Here is a 15007-nt window from a genome sequence, read left to right on the forward strand (position 1 = left end):
CTGGCGCCGTATTTTCGACGGTGCATCGCACGCGCAGGCGCTGGCCTGTGCTCCAGCCCCCGCATTGACGGGGCTTTACCCCTGTTTTGCAGAGTTGGTTTGAAACTTGCTTGAGTGACCGGCAAAGCAGCGGTGAACGGCAAGTGTTCGCCAGCGCAGCGGAGGATGATCTGTGGACAAGATGCTTTACGTGGCCATGACCGGTGCCAGCCAGAACGCACTGGCGCAACGGGCGCATGCCAACAACCTGGCGAACATTTCCACCAGCGGCTTTCAGCGCGACCTGGAGCAGGCGCGCTCGATGCCGGTGTTTGGTGACAGCTTTCCGGCGCGTGCCTATGCCATGACCGAACGTCCTGCCACCGATTTCAGCCCCGGTGCCATGCAGGAGACCGGCCGCGACCTGGACATCGCCATTGGTGGCGACGGCTTCATCGCCGTGCAGGCCCCGGATGGCAGCGAAGCCTACGTGCGTACCGCCAGCCTCAACATCGATGCCCTGGGCGTGCTGCGCGCGGGCAACGGCATGCCGGTGATGGGCAATGGTGGCCCGATTGCCGTGCCGCCCGAGCAGAAGGTCGAGATCGGCCAGGACGGCACCATCAGCATTCGCGCCATGGGTGAAGGCCCGCGGGTGATGGCCGAGGTCGATCGCATCAAGCTGGTCAACCCCGACGTCAAGACCCTCAACAAGGGCCTGGACGGCATGATCCACACCAAGAGCGGCCAGCCTGCCGATGCCGATGCCAACGTGCAGGTGGTGTCCGGTTTCCTGGAAGCCAGCAACGTCAATGCCGTCGAGGAAATGACCTCGGTGCTGGCGCTGTCCCGTCAATTCGAACTGCACGTCAAGATGATGACCACGGCCAAGGAAGGCGACGAAGCCATGGCTCGGGTTTTGCAAATCGGCTAATTACACAGACGTAGCGCCGTAAAACAGGCGCACGAGGAGAACAGCATGCTTCCGGCTCTTTGGGTCAGTAAAACCGGTTTGTCCGCCCAGGACACCAACCTGACCACCATTTCCAACAACCTGGCCAACGTCTCGACCACCGGCTTCAAGCGTGATCGTGCCGAGTTCCAGGACCTGCTCTACCAGATCAAGCGCCAGCCAGGTGCACAGTCGACCCAGGACAGCGAGCTGCCATCGGGTCTGCAGGTGGGTACTGGTGTGCGCATCGTCGGCACCCAGAAAAACTTCAGCACCGGCAGCCTGCAAACCACCGAGAACCCGCTGGACATGGCCATCAACGGTCGCGGCTTCTTCCAGGTACTGCAGCCAGACGGCACCGTTTCGTACAGCCGTGACGGTACCTTCCACCTGAACTCCGATGGCCAGGTGGTCACCGCCAACGGTTTCGCCCTCGAGCCTGCCGTGGTCGTGCCGCCAGACGCGCAGACCTTCACCGTGGGCCAGGACGGCACCGTATCGATCACCACCGCCGGCAACCCGGCCGCGCAGATCATCGGCAACATCCAGACCGCCGACTTCATCAACCCGGCCGGCCTGCAGGCCATGGGCAACAACCTGTTCCTGGAAACCGCCGCCAGCGGTGCGCCGCAGATCGGCACGCCGGGCCTGAACGGCTTCGGTACCACCCTGCAGCAGACCCTGGAAAACTCCAACGTCAGCACCGTGGAAGAGCTGGTCAACATGATCACCACCCAACGTGCCTACGAGATGAACTCCAAGGTGATTTCCACCGCCGACCAGATGCTCTCGTTCGTTACCCAGAACCTGTAAGTGAAGCCCCAGGGGCGCTGATGCGGCGCCTGTTACACCGTGAGGTCAGAGTCATGAGCCGTTTGTTGTCCGTATTCGCCCTGGGTGGGGTGGTGTTGCTGGCCGGTTGCGTCGCGCCGACGCCAAAGCCCAACGACCCGTACTACGCGCCTGTGTTGCCGCGTACACCCCTGCCTGCAGCGGCCAACAACGGCTCCATCTACCAGGCCGGTTTCGAGCAGAACCTGTACAGCGACCGCAAGGCGTTCCGGGTGGGCGACATCATCACCATCACGCTCAACGAGCGTACCCAGGCGAGCAAGAACGCCAACTCGCAGATCGCCAAGAACAGCAAGGCCGAGCTTGGCCTGACCTCGCTGTTCGGTGCCGGGGTCAACACCAACAATCCGTTTGGCGACGGTGACCTGAGCCTCAGCGCCGGCTACAGCGGCGACCGTGCCACCAAGGGCGACAGCAAGGCGGCCCAGGGCAATACTCTGACCGGTTCGATCACCGTCACCGTGGCCGACGTGCTGCCCAACGGCATCATCGCGGTACGCGGCGAGAAGTGGATGACCCTCAACACCGGCGACGAGCTGGTGCGTATTGCCGGCATGGTACGCGCCGACGACATCGCCACCGACAACACCGTGCCGTCGACCCGGGTCGCCGATGCGCGCATCACCTATTCGGGCACCGGCTCGTTTGCCGATGCCAGCCAGCCCGGTTGGCTGGACCGCTTCTTCATCAGCCCGCTTTGGCCTTTCTAGGTTCGGATGATCATGTTCAACATCAAGCAGCTGATTGCCGCGACTGTCCTGTTGTCCACCGCGTTCGGCGTACATGCCGAGCGCCTCAAGGACATCGCCAGCATTTCCGGCGTGCGTACCAACCAGTTGATCGGCTACGGCCTGGTGGTGGGGCTCAACGGCACGGGTGACCAGACTACCCAGACCCCGTTCACCCTGCAGACCTTCAACAACATGCTCTCGCAGTTCGGTATCAAGGTGCCGCCGGGCTCGGGCAACGTGCAACTGAAAAACGTCGCGGCAGTGTCGGTGCACGCCGACCTGCCGGCGTTCGCCAAGCCGGGCCAGGTGGTGGACATCACCGTGTCGTCCATCGGCAACTCCAAGAGCCTGCGCGGCGGCAGCCTGCTGATGACCCCGCTCAAGGGTATCGACGGCAACGTCTACGCCATTGCCCAGGGCAACCTGGTGGTGGGCGGCTTCGATGCCGAGGGCCGTGATGGTTCCAAGATCACCGTCAACGTGCCATCGGCCGGGCGTATTCCGGGCGGTGCATCGGTAGAGCGCTCGGTGCCGAGCGGCTTCAACCAGGGCAACAGCCTGACCCTGAACCTCAATCGCCCCGACTTCACCACCGCCAAGCGTATCGTCGACAAGGTCAACGAACTGCTCGGCCCGGGTGTGGCCCAGGCGCTGGATGGTGGCTCGGTGCGCGTCACCGCGCCCCTGGACCCGAGCCAGCGCGTCGACTACCTGTCGATCCTGGAGAATCTCGAGATCGACCCCGGCCAGGCAGTGGCCAAGGTCATCATCAACTCGCGTACCGGTACCATCGTGATCGGCCAGAACGTCAAGGTATCGCCAGCGGCGGTCACCCACGGCAGCCTGACCGTGACCATCACCGAAGACCCGATCGTCAGCCAGCCCGGCCCGTTCTCCAATGGCGAGACGGCAGTGGTGCCGCGCTCGCGGGTCAACGCCGAGCAGGAAGCCAAGCCGATGTTCAAGTTCGGGCCGGGCACCACGCTCGACGAGATCGTACGTGCGGTCAACCAGGTGGGCGCGGCCCCCGGTGACCTGATGGCGATTCTCGAAGCCCTCAAACAGGCCGGCGCGCTGCAAGCCGACCTGATCGTGATCTGAGGGGCTGGTCATGGATATGCCTAAAAGCGGCATCAGTGCCGCCGACAGTGGTGCCTACACCGACCTCAACCGCCTCAACTCGCTCAAGGTGGGTGATCGCGACAGCGACGCCAACCTGCGCAAGGTCGCCCAGGAATTCGAGTCGCTGTTCCTCAACGAGATGCTCAAGTCGATGCGCTCGGCCAGCGATGTGCTGGCCAAGGACAACCCGCTCAATACCGAAACCACCAAGCAGTACCAGCAGATGTACGACCAGCAGCTGGCGGTGAGCATGTCCCGCGAGGGCGGCGGCATCGGCCTGCAGGATGTGCTGATGCGCCAGCTGTCCAAGCAGAAGGCCACCAACGCTGCAGCGGCGGCCAGCAGCCCGTTCCCGCGGGTCGATCTGCAGCAGCGCAGCCTGTGGGCGACCAAGGTGGCCGAGCCACTGCGTGATGCCGCCAGCACCAGCCACCGCAACGACATGGCGGCGCTCAATTCGCGGCGCCTGGCATTGCCCGGCAAGCTCACCGATCGCCTGCTGGCCGGTATCGTGCCGTCGGCAGATGGAACGCCAGCCACCACCAATACCGCCGCGTTGCCGCAGCGCACCACGGCCATGACCGATGCGCTGGTCAAGGGCGACTGGGCCCCGGCCCAGACTTTTGCCGCGCCGGGCTCGATGCGTATCTACGGACGTGCCGTGGCGCAGCCGCCACTGGCCCCGGCCAAGCGCGCGTTCGATTCCAGCGACGAGTTCGTCACCACCATGCTGCCGATGGCCGAGCAGGCCGCCAAGCGTATCGGCATCGACCCGCGGTACCTGGTGGCACAGGCCGCCCTGGAAACCGGCTGGGGCAAATCGGTGATGCGCCAGGCCGATGGCAGCAGCAGCCACAACCTGTTCGGCATCAAGGCCACCGGCAACTGGAAAGGCGATCAGGCACGTGCGATCACCAGCGAGTTCCGTGACGGGCAGTTCGTCAAGGAAACCGCTGCGTTCCGTTCCTATGACTCCTACCAGGACAGCTTCCACGACCTGGTGAGCCTGTTGCAAAACAATGCTCGCTATAAAGATGCGGTAAATGCGGCCGATAAGCCTGAACAGTTTGTGCGAGAGCTGCAGAAGGCCGGGTATGCAACCGATCCGGACTACGCCAGCAAGATCTCGCAGATCGCAAAACAGATGAAGTCGTACGAGAGCTACGCAGCTGTCGCTACTACAACGAAACTATAAGGTTTGAATTATGGCGAGTTTGATCAATATCGGCTTATCCGGTGCCAGCGCTGCCCAATCGGGCATGCACACCACGGGTAACAACATCGCTAACGTCGATACCGCTGGTTACTCGCGCCAGCAGAACATTCAAAACTCCAAGAGTTCGATCCGCGAAGGCCAGGTGTTCATCGGCACCGGCACCACGCTGGCCGATGTGCGCCGCGTGTACAACAACTTCCTGGAAAACCAGCTGCGTACCACCAACTCGCTGAGCAGCGAGGCCAACGCCTTTCTCGACCAGGTCAGCCCCACCGACAAGCTGCTGTCGGACAAGGACACCGGTATCACCGGCGCCCTGCAGAGCTTCTTCACCGCCCTGCAGAGCGCTGGCGCCAAGCCGACCGAAGACGCCTCGCGCCAGTTGCTGCTGACCAGCGCCCAGGCACTGAGCAAGCGCTTCAACACCATCGCCGCGCAGCTCAACCAGCAGAACACCAACATCAACGGCAACCTGTCGTCGATGGCCACCCAGGTCAACAACCTGACGGCCACCATTGCCAACTACAACGACCAGATCTCCCGCGTGTCGTCATTGCAGGGCAGCCCCAACGACCTGCTCGACAAGCGCAACGAAGCGGTGCGCCAGCTCAGCAACCTGGTGGGCGTGGATGTGGTCGAGCGCGAGGGCAACCTCGACGTGTACCTCAAGAACGGCCAGTCGCTGGTGCTCGGCAAGACCACCAACACCCTCGAGACGGTGAACAGCCCGACCGACCCGACGCGTTCCAACCTGGTGCTCAACCGCGGCACCACCAAGATCGATATCACCAACAGCGTCAGCGGTGGCGAGATCGGCGGCCTGATCACCTACCGCAATGACGTGCTGGAACCGGCGCTCAACGAACTCGGCCGTGTGGCCCTGGTGGTGGCCGACCGGATCAACAGCCAGCTGGCGCAAGGTATCGACAAGAACGGTGACTTCGGCGCGACCCTGTTCAACGATATCAACAACGCCACCATGATGGCTCAGCGCAGCATCGCCAAGGCGGGCAACAACGCCGCCACCGGCAGCCTTAACGTCAACATCAAGGACACCGGCAAGCTGACCACCAGCGACTACCAGGTGACCTTTACCGACGACAACAACTACACCGTCACCCGGCTCCCGGGTGGCACTGCAGTGGGCTCCTACAAGCTGGACGAGACCCCACCGCCGGTGATCGACGGCTTCACCCTGGAAATGAACGGTGGCCTGCCCAGCAAGGGCGACTCGTTCAAGATCACCCCGACCCGCGGCGCCGCGGGCAGCCTCGACACCGTGCTCACCGACCCCAAGCGCATCGCGCTGGCGGCGCCGCTGACCGGCACCAGCGGTGCAGGCAACCAGGGTACCGGCATCATCGGTCAGCCCAACCTGACTTCGATGATCGACATCTACGACTCGGCCCAGCGCATCGAGCTGCAGAACGGCCTGAAGTACTCGACGCCGGTCAAGCTGGTGTTCGGTGATGAAAGCACCAACCCGCAGACCTACAAGATCCACAACGCCCAGGGCGATGAAATCGGCAGCGGTACTATCATTCCGGGCCAGGAAAACAAGCTGCAGATCAACGTGCCGATGGTCGATGCCAGCGGCAACCCGGTGGGTACGCCACAAAAGAACATCACCTTTGAAATGACCGTGGCCGGTTCGCCCAAGCAGGGCGACAACTACACGGTGGGCATGACCGGTGCCGGCTCGGCCGACAACCGCAACGGCCAGGCGGTGATCGATCTGCAGACCAAGGCCACCGTCGACGTCGGCCCCAACGGCAAGGGCATCAGCCTGACCGATGCCTACGGCAAGCTGGTGGAGAACGTCGGCGGCAAGGCGGCCCAGGCCAAGCTCGATACCGAGGCCACCGGGGCCCTGCAGAAGTCTGCGGTAGCCGCCAGCGCTTCGGTGTCCGGCGTCGACCTGGACGAAGAAACCGGCAACCTGATCAAGTTCCAGCAGTACTACACGGCCTCCTCGCAGATCATCAAGATCGCGCAGGAAATTTTCTCCACGCTGATCAACAGCCTTTAAGGAGTCGTAGATCGTGCGCATTTCCACCGCCCAGTTCTACCAGACCAGCACCTCCAACTATCAGGCTAACTTCGCCAAGGCCGTGGAGTCCCAGCAGCAGGCCAGTGACCAGTTGCGCGTACGTACCGCCGCGGACGACCCGGTCGGTGCCGCGCGCCTGCTGCAACTGGAACAGCAGAACAACCTGATCACCCAGTACAGTGGCAACATCTCCAGTGCACGCTCCAGCCTGGGCACCTCCGAGGCCACCCTCAACAGCATCACCAATGTGCTGTCGCGGGTGAAGGAGCTGGCGATCGGCGCCGGCAGCGGCAACATGACCGACAACGATCGCAAGGCCAACGAGCAGGAGTTGTCGCAGCTCGAAGAGCAACTGTTCAGTCTGATGAACAGCCGCGACGAGAACGGCAAGTACATCTTCTCGGGTTCGCGTGGTGACACCCAGCCGTTCGAACGCAATGCCGATGGCACCTACTCGTACAAGGGCGACCAGAGCACCACCAACCTGCAGGTCGGTGACATGCTCAGCGTGGCCACCAACGAGACCGGCTACGACGTGTTCCAGAAGGCGCTAAACACCAGCCGCAGCCAGACCACCATGACCGCGCCTGCCAACCCGGCCGACGTGCGTGTCAACCTGTCCAATGGCCAGGTCTCCGGCAGCTCGACCTACAACGACCTGTTCCGCAGCGGCGAGCCGTACAAGATCGAGTTCGTCAGCGCCACCGAATTCAAGATCACCGACGTCAACAACGTCGACCGTACCCTGGAAGCCACCAATGGCGGGGTCTTCAACCCGAAGGGCGGCAACACCACCATCAATTTCCGCGGCGTCGACATCCGCATGGAAGTCGGCCTGCAGGGCGACGAATTGACCGACCCCACCGCCGCTGACGACGCGGTGCGCGGGCACGAGTTCACCCTCGCTTCCAAGCCCGACGAAATCACCGGCACCCGCAGCCCCGGCAACGTGTCGCCCGACGGCCAGCTCAGCGGCCTGTCGATCGCGGACAAGGCAAAATACGACGCTGCGTTCCCCGGTGGCGGTGCGGTCGTCAAGTTCACCAGCGACACCACGTTCGATGTCTATGCGCAGCCGATGACCGCAGACAGCCGTCCTGTGGGCAGCGGTGATACCACCGTCAGCCCGACCCGTGTGGCCGGCGTCGACTTCACCTTCACTGGTACTCCGAAAGATGGCGACCAGTACTCGGTGCAGGTCAACAACCACCAGAACCAGAACGTGCTCGACACCATCCATCAGTTGCGTACCGCGCTGCTGACACCTGTCGACAACGATCCGACAGCCCGCCGCAACTTCCTCGCGTCGATGGACTCGGCTATCTCCAACCTGGCCAGCGCAGCGGACAAGATCGCCGAATCCATCAGCTCCATCGGTGGACGCGGTGCGGCACTGGATGTGCAAGCAGAAACCAACGAAGCCTTGCAGTCGGCCAACACCATCACGCAGAACTCGATCCGCAACGCCGACCCTGCCGAGACGATGATCCGTCTCACGCTTCAGCAGAACATGCTGCAAGCCTCGCAACTGGCCTTCAGCAAGCTGGCCGCGCTCGGGCTGTTCAACCGGCTCTGATTGACCCTTTTCTGCAGTACCCACCCGGGGGCGCTCAGTCGCCCCCGGGGTTTTCTCCAGGTCTATCTCAATGAACGAACTGCCGCTCGTCAGCATCGCCATCCCCGCGTTCAACCCCGAGTTCTTCAGTCGCGCCCTGCACAGTGCCATTACCCAGCGTTATGCCAACGTGGAAGTGGTCGTGTGCGACGACAGCCAGGGTGACGAGATCAAGGCGATTTTCGATCTGTGGGCAGGCCAGGCCACGTGCGCGTTGCGGTATGTGCGCAACCCGTCGACGCTGGGCTTTTCGCGCAATGTGCTGATGTGCCTGGAGCAGGCGCAGGGTGAATTCATCAAGTTTCTCTGCGATGACGACTGGCTGGTGAGTGACTGCATCGCTCAGTCGGTGCAGGTGATGCTCGACTGCCCGGATGTGAATGTGCTGGTTCACCATCGGCTGATCTGCGCGGCGGACGAGACGCTGCTGCCCATGCGCCCGGCCAACTGCATGATTTCCCCCAGCAGTGCGGTGATCAACGGCGGCGATTTGCTGGAAGCGCTGGAGAGCAGCCTGCCGAACCTGTTCGGTGGCATCAGCCATGCCCTGGTGCGCCGCGCCCAGGTTCAGGCATTGCTGCCGCAACTGGTGCAGGACGGCGAGGGCTTTCGCGCGCGTCTGGTCGAGGCACTGTTCATCTGCCTGCTGCGCCATGGCCATCTGGCTTATCTGAACACCATGCTCAGCCTGGAGCGCGTTCACCCCGGGCGCTTGAGCCATCACCCCAGCATGACCCTGGCTTTCGCTACCGAAAGCGAGTGGTTGCGCCAGATGCTCGCCTCGCGCACCAGTGAACCGGCGCCGGCCAGCGGTTGGGTGCGGCACATACCACTGGAGCTCTACACCGCCGGCGCTGACAAGGCCTGGGAAGAGTTCGAGCTGACGCGCCTGTATGCGCGCCAGGTCGCCAGCTTTCAGCAACAGGTCGGCACCAGCAGCCTGAGCTTCACCGAGCTGTACGGCGAGTGGCTGGGGTGTCGGATATTGTCGGCGGCGCAGCTTGACCTGCTGCCCAAGCGCATTGCGCAATGGCCGCGTCGCCCGCGCATCGACGTGCTGGTGCTCGCTGCCCAAGACGATGGCGTGGCACTCAAGGCCACGCTGGACAGCCTGGAGCAACAGTCCTATGCCGCTGCGGCCATTTGCGTGCTGGGCCCGGCAGCGCTGCAACCGTTGAACCCCAAGTTCGTACAGGTGCACGCCCAGGGCCATGCCATCGAGCAGCTCAATGACTGCGTGACCCGCGATGGGGCGGGTGACTGGGTATTTCTGCTGCGTGCAGGCGACTGCCTGCACCCGCATGCGTTGGTCATCATGGCCGAGCGCATGGCACTGCAACCCGACTGCGCGTGCCTGTACACCGATGAAGGCACCCACGACAACCTGCAGCCCAGCCAGCCGATCTTCAAGCCGGACTTCAACCTGGACCTGATGCGCAGTGTTCCCTACGTAGGCAGGCTGCTGGCCTTCGATACCGCCCGGGTGCGTGAGCAGGGCGGTTTCGACCCGCAGTTCGAGTCGCTGGCACCCCACGACATGCTCTGGAAACTGGTCGAGAGTCAGGGGCTGGGCGCGGTGGGGCATGTCGCCGAGCTGCTGGTGCAATGTCGCTACGGCTATGAGGCCTGGCAGCGGGAAGCGGCCTGTGCCGTACAGGCACCCAGGGTGCTGCGTGCGCATCTGGCACGCCTGGGCGTCGAGGCCAAGGTGGTCAGCGCCGAAGGCTCGATGTTTGCCCACGTGCAGTATCGACATGCCGATACGCCGGCGGTGTCGATCATCGTTGCCGCAGGCGATGACGTAAAGGCACTGACGCGCTGCGTCGAATCGATTTTCGAGCACACCGCCTACCGCAACTACGAGATCCTGATTGCTGTCAGTGGTCGTGAGTCGATGCCAGTACAAGGCTGGCTGGCTGCAATGCAGGGGCTTGGCAGCGAGCAGTTGCGCATTGTGCCGGTAGCCTCGGCGAATGGCCCGGCGCTTTACAACCAGGCCAGCCTGCAGGCACGTGGCAGCTACCTGCTGTTGCTCGATTCGGACTGCGTGTTTTTCGACGCGCAATGGCTTGATGAACTGGTAGGTCAGGCCCAGCGTCCAGAGGTCGGCATCGTCGGGCCAAAATTGTGCAACCAGACTGGCAACGTGACCGGAGCAGGCCTGGTGCTGGGGCTGCACGGTGTTGCCAGCAGTCCGTTTTTCGGCCAGCCCGCAGACGCCAATGGCTACATGAATCGGTTGGCTTGCGTGCAGAACTACAGCGCCGTGAGTGGCGTCTGCCTGATGGTACGTCGCGAGCTGTTCGACCAGCTTGGCGGTCTGGACGGCGAAACCTTCTCGACCGGCTTGAGTGATGCCGACCTTTGCCTGCGTATGCGCGACCATGGCTATCTGATCGTCTGGACTCCCTTTGCGGTGGTTGCCAAGGCCACCTCGCAGACGGTGGCCCTGGACGAGCAGCACAAGGACAGCTTCTACGAGCGCTGGCTGCCGCGCGTGGCCAATGACCCGGCGTACAACCACAACCTCAGCTTGCGCATGGCCAGTTTCAACCTGGAGCCGGGCCTGCGCGAGGGATGGGTGCCGTTCATCCAGCCGGTGCTGCCTTTTGTCATGGCCTTGCCAATCAACACCACTGCGGTCGGACACTATCGCGTCAGCCAGCCGTTCAAGGAGCTGGAACGGGCCGGCTGGATACAGGGACAGTTGAACTATGTGCTGCCGAGCATGGTGGAGCTTGAGCGTTGCAAGCCGGATGTGATCATCCTGCAGTGCCGCTATACCACCGGCTCGCTTGAGGAGATGGCGCGCATCCAGCGACTTTCTTCGGCTCGGCGCATCTACGAGATCGATGACTACATCATCGATGTGCCCGAGAAGAATGAACACCGGCGCAACATGCCCGGCAACATGCGCGAAATGGTCAGCCGCGGTATCGCCCTGTGTGATCGGGTGGTGGTCTCCACCGAGCCACTGGCCGACGCGCTGTCGAGCATGCACCGGGATATTCGCGTGGTCCCCAACATGCTCTCGCGCTCGTTGTGGGGCGGCCTGAAGGGGCGCCGCCAGACGTCGGCGCGTCCGCGTGTCGGCTGGGCGGGCGGCACCAGCCACCGCGGCGACCTCGAACTGCTGGCCGAGGTGGTCAAGACCTTGGCCAATGAGGTCGACTGGGTGTTCTTCGGCATGTGCCCGCAGTTGCTGCGTCCCTACATCAAGGAGTTTCATGCCGGCGTGCCGCTGCACCTGTACCCGCAGAAGCTGGCGGGCCTGAACCTCGATCTGGCGCTGGCGCCGCTCGAGCAGAACCTGTTCAACGACTGCAAGAGCAACCTGCGCCTGCTGGAATACGGTGCTTGCGGTTTCCCGGTGATCTGCACCGAGACCAAGGCCTACGGTGGTTACCTGCCCTGTACGCGGGTCGCCAGTAACACCACCGAGCAGTGGCTGGACGCGATCCGCATGCACCTGGCAGATCCGCAGGCCAGTTATCGCCAGGGCGATGCGCTACGCGAAGCGGTACTGCGTGACTACGTACTCAATACACACAATCTGCAGCAATGGGCCAACGGCTGGTTGGCCGATTGACCTCCACCGGCCGGCAAGTCGCCTGGTCGGGCATCCAACAACAGAGGTAGGTGCTTTATGACTGACAACGCAACCGGGTTGGGCAAAGACGTTACGGTCGTGCTGCTGGGGCATGAAGAGCAGGGCTATCGCGAGCGCGCACTGCATTACTACAAGACGCAGGGTCTCGCCTGTGCAGTGGTCGAGCACGCCTCGTCGAACCTGACTGGCGATGCCTGCACCCAGGGGCTGCAGGCGCTGCTTTCGCAGCTTGCAACGCCGTTCGTGAGCCTGGCGCTGGATACCGACTTTGTCCGTGTTCAGGCCCTGGAGGCTGCGGCAGAGCATCTTCATGCGCACCCGCAGTGCCAGTTGGCCCAGGGCTACGTGCTGGGCTACGCCCCCGGCAGCAAGCAGGTGGCCTACCACAAGATCGGCGATGCACTTGATGCCGCCGTTGGCGAAAACGCACGTGTTGCCATCGAGCAGTATGCCGCCAGCGGACAGTCGGCCTGGCGTGCGCTCGTGCGAGTACCGACGCTGCAGGCTGTGCTGGCGACCTTGCCCGCCGGGCTCGATTTCGATACCTGGCTGGTGGTGGTGTCGTACTCGATGCTCGGCCAGGGCGCGCTCAAGCGGCTGGACCAGACCGATGCGCTGGTGCAGTACGCCGACAGCCGGCTGAGCCAGGTCGAACGCGAAGAGCAGCGAGTGCGTGCGGTGCGCGTGCTGCGCCAGTGGGACGCCGACCACCTTCGGCTATGCGCCGACGATGAGGGCTTCACCGTCATCGACCGGTTCGTTGGCGCCACCCAGGGTGGTGTTGCTACCGATCTGCTGTTCACCTCCACCTGGAGCGGCATGAATGCAGCGCCCGAGCGCAGGTTCGAGCCGCGCCAGTTTGTCGAGCTGCCTTACTACAATGCGCCGTTGTTCGAGGTACTGACCGGTCTGGAGTTCCTGTTGCACGCCTGGCCTGTGGGACAGGCCCATCGGCAGGCGGTCGAGGGTACCTGGGTGAGCCAGTTCGAGCTGTTGCGCGAGCACCCCAACGACACCGTCGATACCCTGAGGGCACGCTACTGGCAAGCGTTGGACCTGGGGGTGTTCACCCCCGAGGTTTGCCGCCGTCTGCTTGCGACCCTGGTGGATGAGGACGTCCAGGCCGATGCCCGCGAGCTGCAGGCATGGCTGGAACGCCTGGATGGTCTGCCGGGCATCGACCCGGCCGCGTGGCTCAGGGCCACCGCCTCGGGCCTGGTGCAGGAGTCGATTGCCGCTGCCACGCCGGACGCCGCCACCCAGCAGCGCATCGTCGCCCACCTGAGCAAGCAGCGTGCTGCGCAGATCGCCTTCGTGGTTGTCGACCTGGAAGACGACAACGGCGCACTGCAGAACACCTTCGACAGCCTGTTGGCCAGTGGCCTGCGCGACTTCAAGCTGGTCGTGCTCAAGGCCGGCAAGCCGCCGGTGGTGACCACGCCCCGCGATACCCTGCATTTCATCCAGGTGACGCCGGGCAATTTCGTCTCCCACCTGAACCAGGTGGCGCGTCAGGTACCAAGTGAATGGCTGTTGCTGCTGCAGGCCGGCGACCTGCTGACCGTGGGCGGCTTGCTGCGCCTGCAGGTGGAGCTGGCGTCAGCCCCGGGCTGCCTGGCCATCTGCGCCAACGAAGTGCAGCGCGACTCCGACGGGCGTCTGGTCAGCGTGGTGCGCCAGGGTGGCAACCTGGACCTGCTGCGCAGCCGTCCCGACCTGATGTCGCAGCACTGGCTGGTACGTCGCGAGGCAGTGGTCGAACTGGGCGGCTACAGCGAAACCTACCCGCAGGCGGTGGAGTTCGACCTGCTGCTGCGTCTGGTCGAGCACAACGGCCTGAACTGCCTGGCACACATGGACGAGTACCTGGTGATCGGTCGGGGCGGGCGTGAGGGCATGGCCCAGGACGCGCTGTCCACGCTCAACCGTCACCTGGCGGCGCTGGGCTACCGTGGCCAGGTCAATGATGCAGGCGAGGGGCAGTTGCAGATCGACTTCCGCCATCAGTCCACGCCGCTGGTGAGCATCCTGATCGCGGCCGACGATGACCTCGAGCAACTCAAGGCCTGCGTGGCCAGTGTGCTGCAGCGTACCCGCTACCCGCGCTATGAAGTGCTGGTGGCCTGCCGCGACACCCTGGCAGACCTCACGGTCGCTGCGCTGCAAGGGTTTGGCGGGCGGGTCAAGCTGCTGGCCGGCGAACACGTGCAGTCAGCCTCGCAGCTCATCAACCTGGCTGCCGTCAACGCCAGTGGCGAGTACCTGGTGCTGCTCTCCAGCCGTTGCCAGGTGGTGACGCCGGCCTGGATCGAAGCCCTGCTCAACCAGGCCCAGCGCCCTGAAGTGGGCGTGGTGGGTGCGCGTCTGGTGGACCGCGAAGCCGCCATCAGCCATGCCGGTTACGAACTGCTTGCCGGCGCCCAGGTGCAGTCGCCCTGGCTGGGGGTGTCGACGCGCGACAGCAAGGCGTCGCTGTGGTCGGGCGTGGTCCGCAGTTGTGCGGCGGTGTCGGCTGACTGCCTGATGGTACGCAAGGCACTGTTCGAGCAGTGCGATGGCCTGTCTGCCGAGGGCGGTGCCGACATCGAGCTGTGCCTGAAGGCAGCCGATGCCGGCCTGCTGGTGATCTGGGCGCCACAGGCGCAGTTGCTCAGCGACCAGGTGCCAATGCCGGATGCCCAGGTCTGCCAGGCGCTGGAAGGCCGTTGGCCGGCTGCGTTCAGCAGCCGGGTGATCATCGACGGCCGGTTTGGTGTCGATGTGTCGCGCTCGGTCGCTGCCGGTGGTTCGCCGGTGCTGGAGTGGCTCGCCGACCTGGGCTGATGGCGCGGGTTTTGCAAAAGCCGGGTTTCGTGCCCGGCTTTTTTGTGCCCGACCCGC

The 15007-nt window shown here is 63.8% G+C and carries 9 protein-coding genes; all 9 read left to right on the forward strand.

All coding sequences use genetic code 11. From position 1 onward, the window contains the following. Nucleotides 1-172: 172 nt before the first annotated feature. The 9 genes from LOY33_RS07615 to LOY33_RS07655 all read left to right on the forward strand — a co-directional run bounded on the left by LOY33_RS07615 (nucleotide 173) and on the right by LOY33_RS07655 (nucleotide 14950). On the forward strand, nucleotides 173-913 hold the full coding sequence (locus LOY33_RS07615) for a flagellar basal body rod protein FlgF (protein ID WP_043861786.1): 741 nt from the start codon (nucleotides 173-175) through the stop codon (nucleotides 911-913). Nucleotides 914-958: 45 nt separating this feature from the next. After that, a complete protein-coding gene (gene flgG / locus LOY33_RS07620; protein WP_043861787.1) occupies nucleotides 959-1744 on the forward strand; it encodes a flagellar basal-body rod protein FlgG in 786 nt (261 codons plus the stop codon). A gap of 53 nt (nucleotides 1745-1797) precedes the next feature. Then, nucleotides 1798-2493, forward strand: a complete 696-nt coding sequence (gene flgH, locus LOY33_RS07625; protein WP_043861788.1) for a flagellar basal body L-ring protein FlgH — start codon at nucleotides 1798-1800, stop codon at nucleotides 2491-2493. Between the two features lie 12 nt (nucleotides 2494-2505). Further along, nucleotides 2506-3615, forward strand: coding sequence for a flagellar basal body P-ring protein FlgI (locus LOY33_RS07630; RefSeq protein ID WP_054915656.1), 1110 nt, complete (start codon nucleotides 2506-2508; stop codon nucleotides 3613-3615). A 10-nt stretch (nucleotides 3616-3625) separates the two neighbouring features. After that, complete coding sequence (gene flgJ, locus LOY33_RS07635) at nucleotides 3626-4831, forward strand: flagellar assembly peptidoglycan hydrolase FlgJ (protein ID WP_043861789.1); 1206 nt, start codon at nucleotides 3626-3628, stop codon at nucleotides 4829-4831. Between the two features lie 10 nt (nucleotides 4832-4841). Beyond that, entirely contained in the window at nucleotides 4842-6881 is a 2040-nt protein-coding gene (flgK, locus tag LOY33_RS07640; RefSeq protein ID WP_054915644.1) for a flagellar hook-associated protein FlgK, read from the forward strand. 13 nt (nucleotides 6882-6894) lie between these two features. Beyond that, nucleotides 6895-8478, forward strand: a complete 1584-nt coding sequence (locus LOY33_RS07645) for a flagellar hook-associated protein 3 (protein WP_054915643.1) — start codon at nucleotides 6895-6897, stop codon at nucleotides 8476-8478. A 70-nt stretch (nucleotides 8479-8548) separates the two neighbouring features. After that, nucleotides 8549-12106 carry a glycosyltransferase gene (locus tag LOY33_RS07650; protein WP_258662386.1) on the forward strand — a complete coding sequence of 1186 codons (3558 nt, stop codon included), beginning with the start codon at nucleotides 8549-8551 and terminating at the stop codon, nucleotides 12104-12106. Nucleotides 12107-12163: 57 nt separating this feature from the next. Continuing rightward, the gene (locus LOY33_RS07655; protein ID WP_258662388.1) at nucleotides 12164-14950 is read left to right on the forward strand and encodes a glycosyltransferase; all 2787 of its coding nucleotides are present in this window, start codon (nucleotides 12164-12166) and stop codon (nucleotides 14948-14950) included. The last annotated feature ends 57 nt before the right edge of the window (nucleotides 14951-15007 follow it).

This window comes from Pseudomonas sp. B21-036 (assembly GCF_024748925.1).
Lineage (GTDB): Bacteria > Pseudomonadota > Gammaproteobacteria > Pseudomonadales > Pseudomonadaceae > Aquipseudomonas > Aquipseudomonas palmensis.

Coding starts and splice junctions, on each gene's coding strand:
- flgG (WP_043861787.1), top strand. CDS start 959: ATGCTTCCGGCTCTTTGGGTCAGTAAAACCGGTTTGTCCGCCCAGGAC.
- flgH (WP_043861788.1), top strand. CDS start 1,798: ATGAGCCGTTTGTTGTCCGTATTCGCCCTGGGTGGGGTGGTGTTGCTG.
- LOY33_RS07630 (WP_054915656.1), top strand. CDS start 2,506: ATGTTCAACATCAAGCAGCTGATTGCCGCGACTGTCCTGTTGTCCACC.
- flgJ (WP_043861789.1), top strand. CDS start 3,626: ATGGATATGCCTAAAAGCGGCATCAGTGCCGCCGACAGTGGTGCCTAC.
- flgK (WP_054915644.1), top strand. CDS start 4,842: ATGGCGAGTTTGATCAATATCGGCTTATCCGGTGCCAGCGCTGCCCAA.
- LOY33_RS07650 (WP_258662386.1), top strand. CDS start 8,549: ATGAACGAACTGCCGCTCGTCAGCATCGCCATCCCCGCGTTCAACCCC.
- LOY33_RS07655 (WP_258662388.1), top strand. CDS start 12,164: ATGACTGACAACGCAACCGGGTTGGGCAAAGACGTTACGGTCGTGCTG.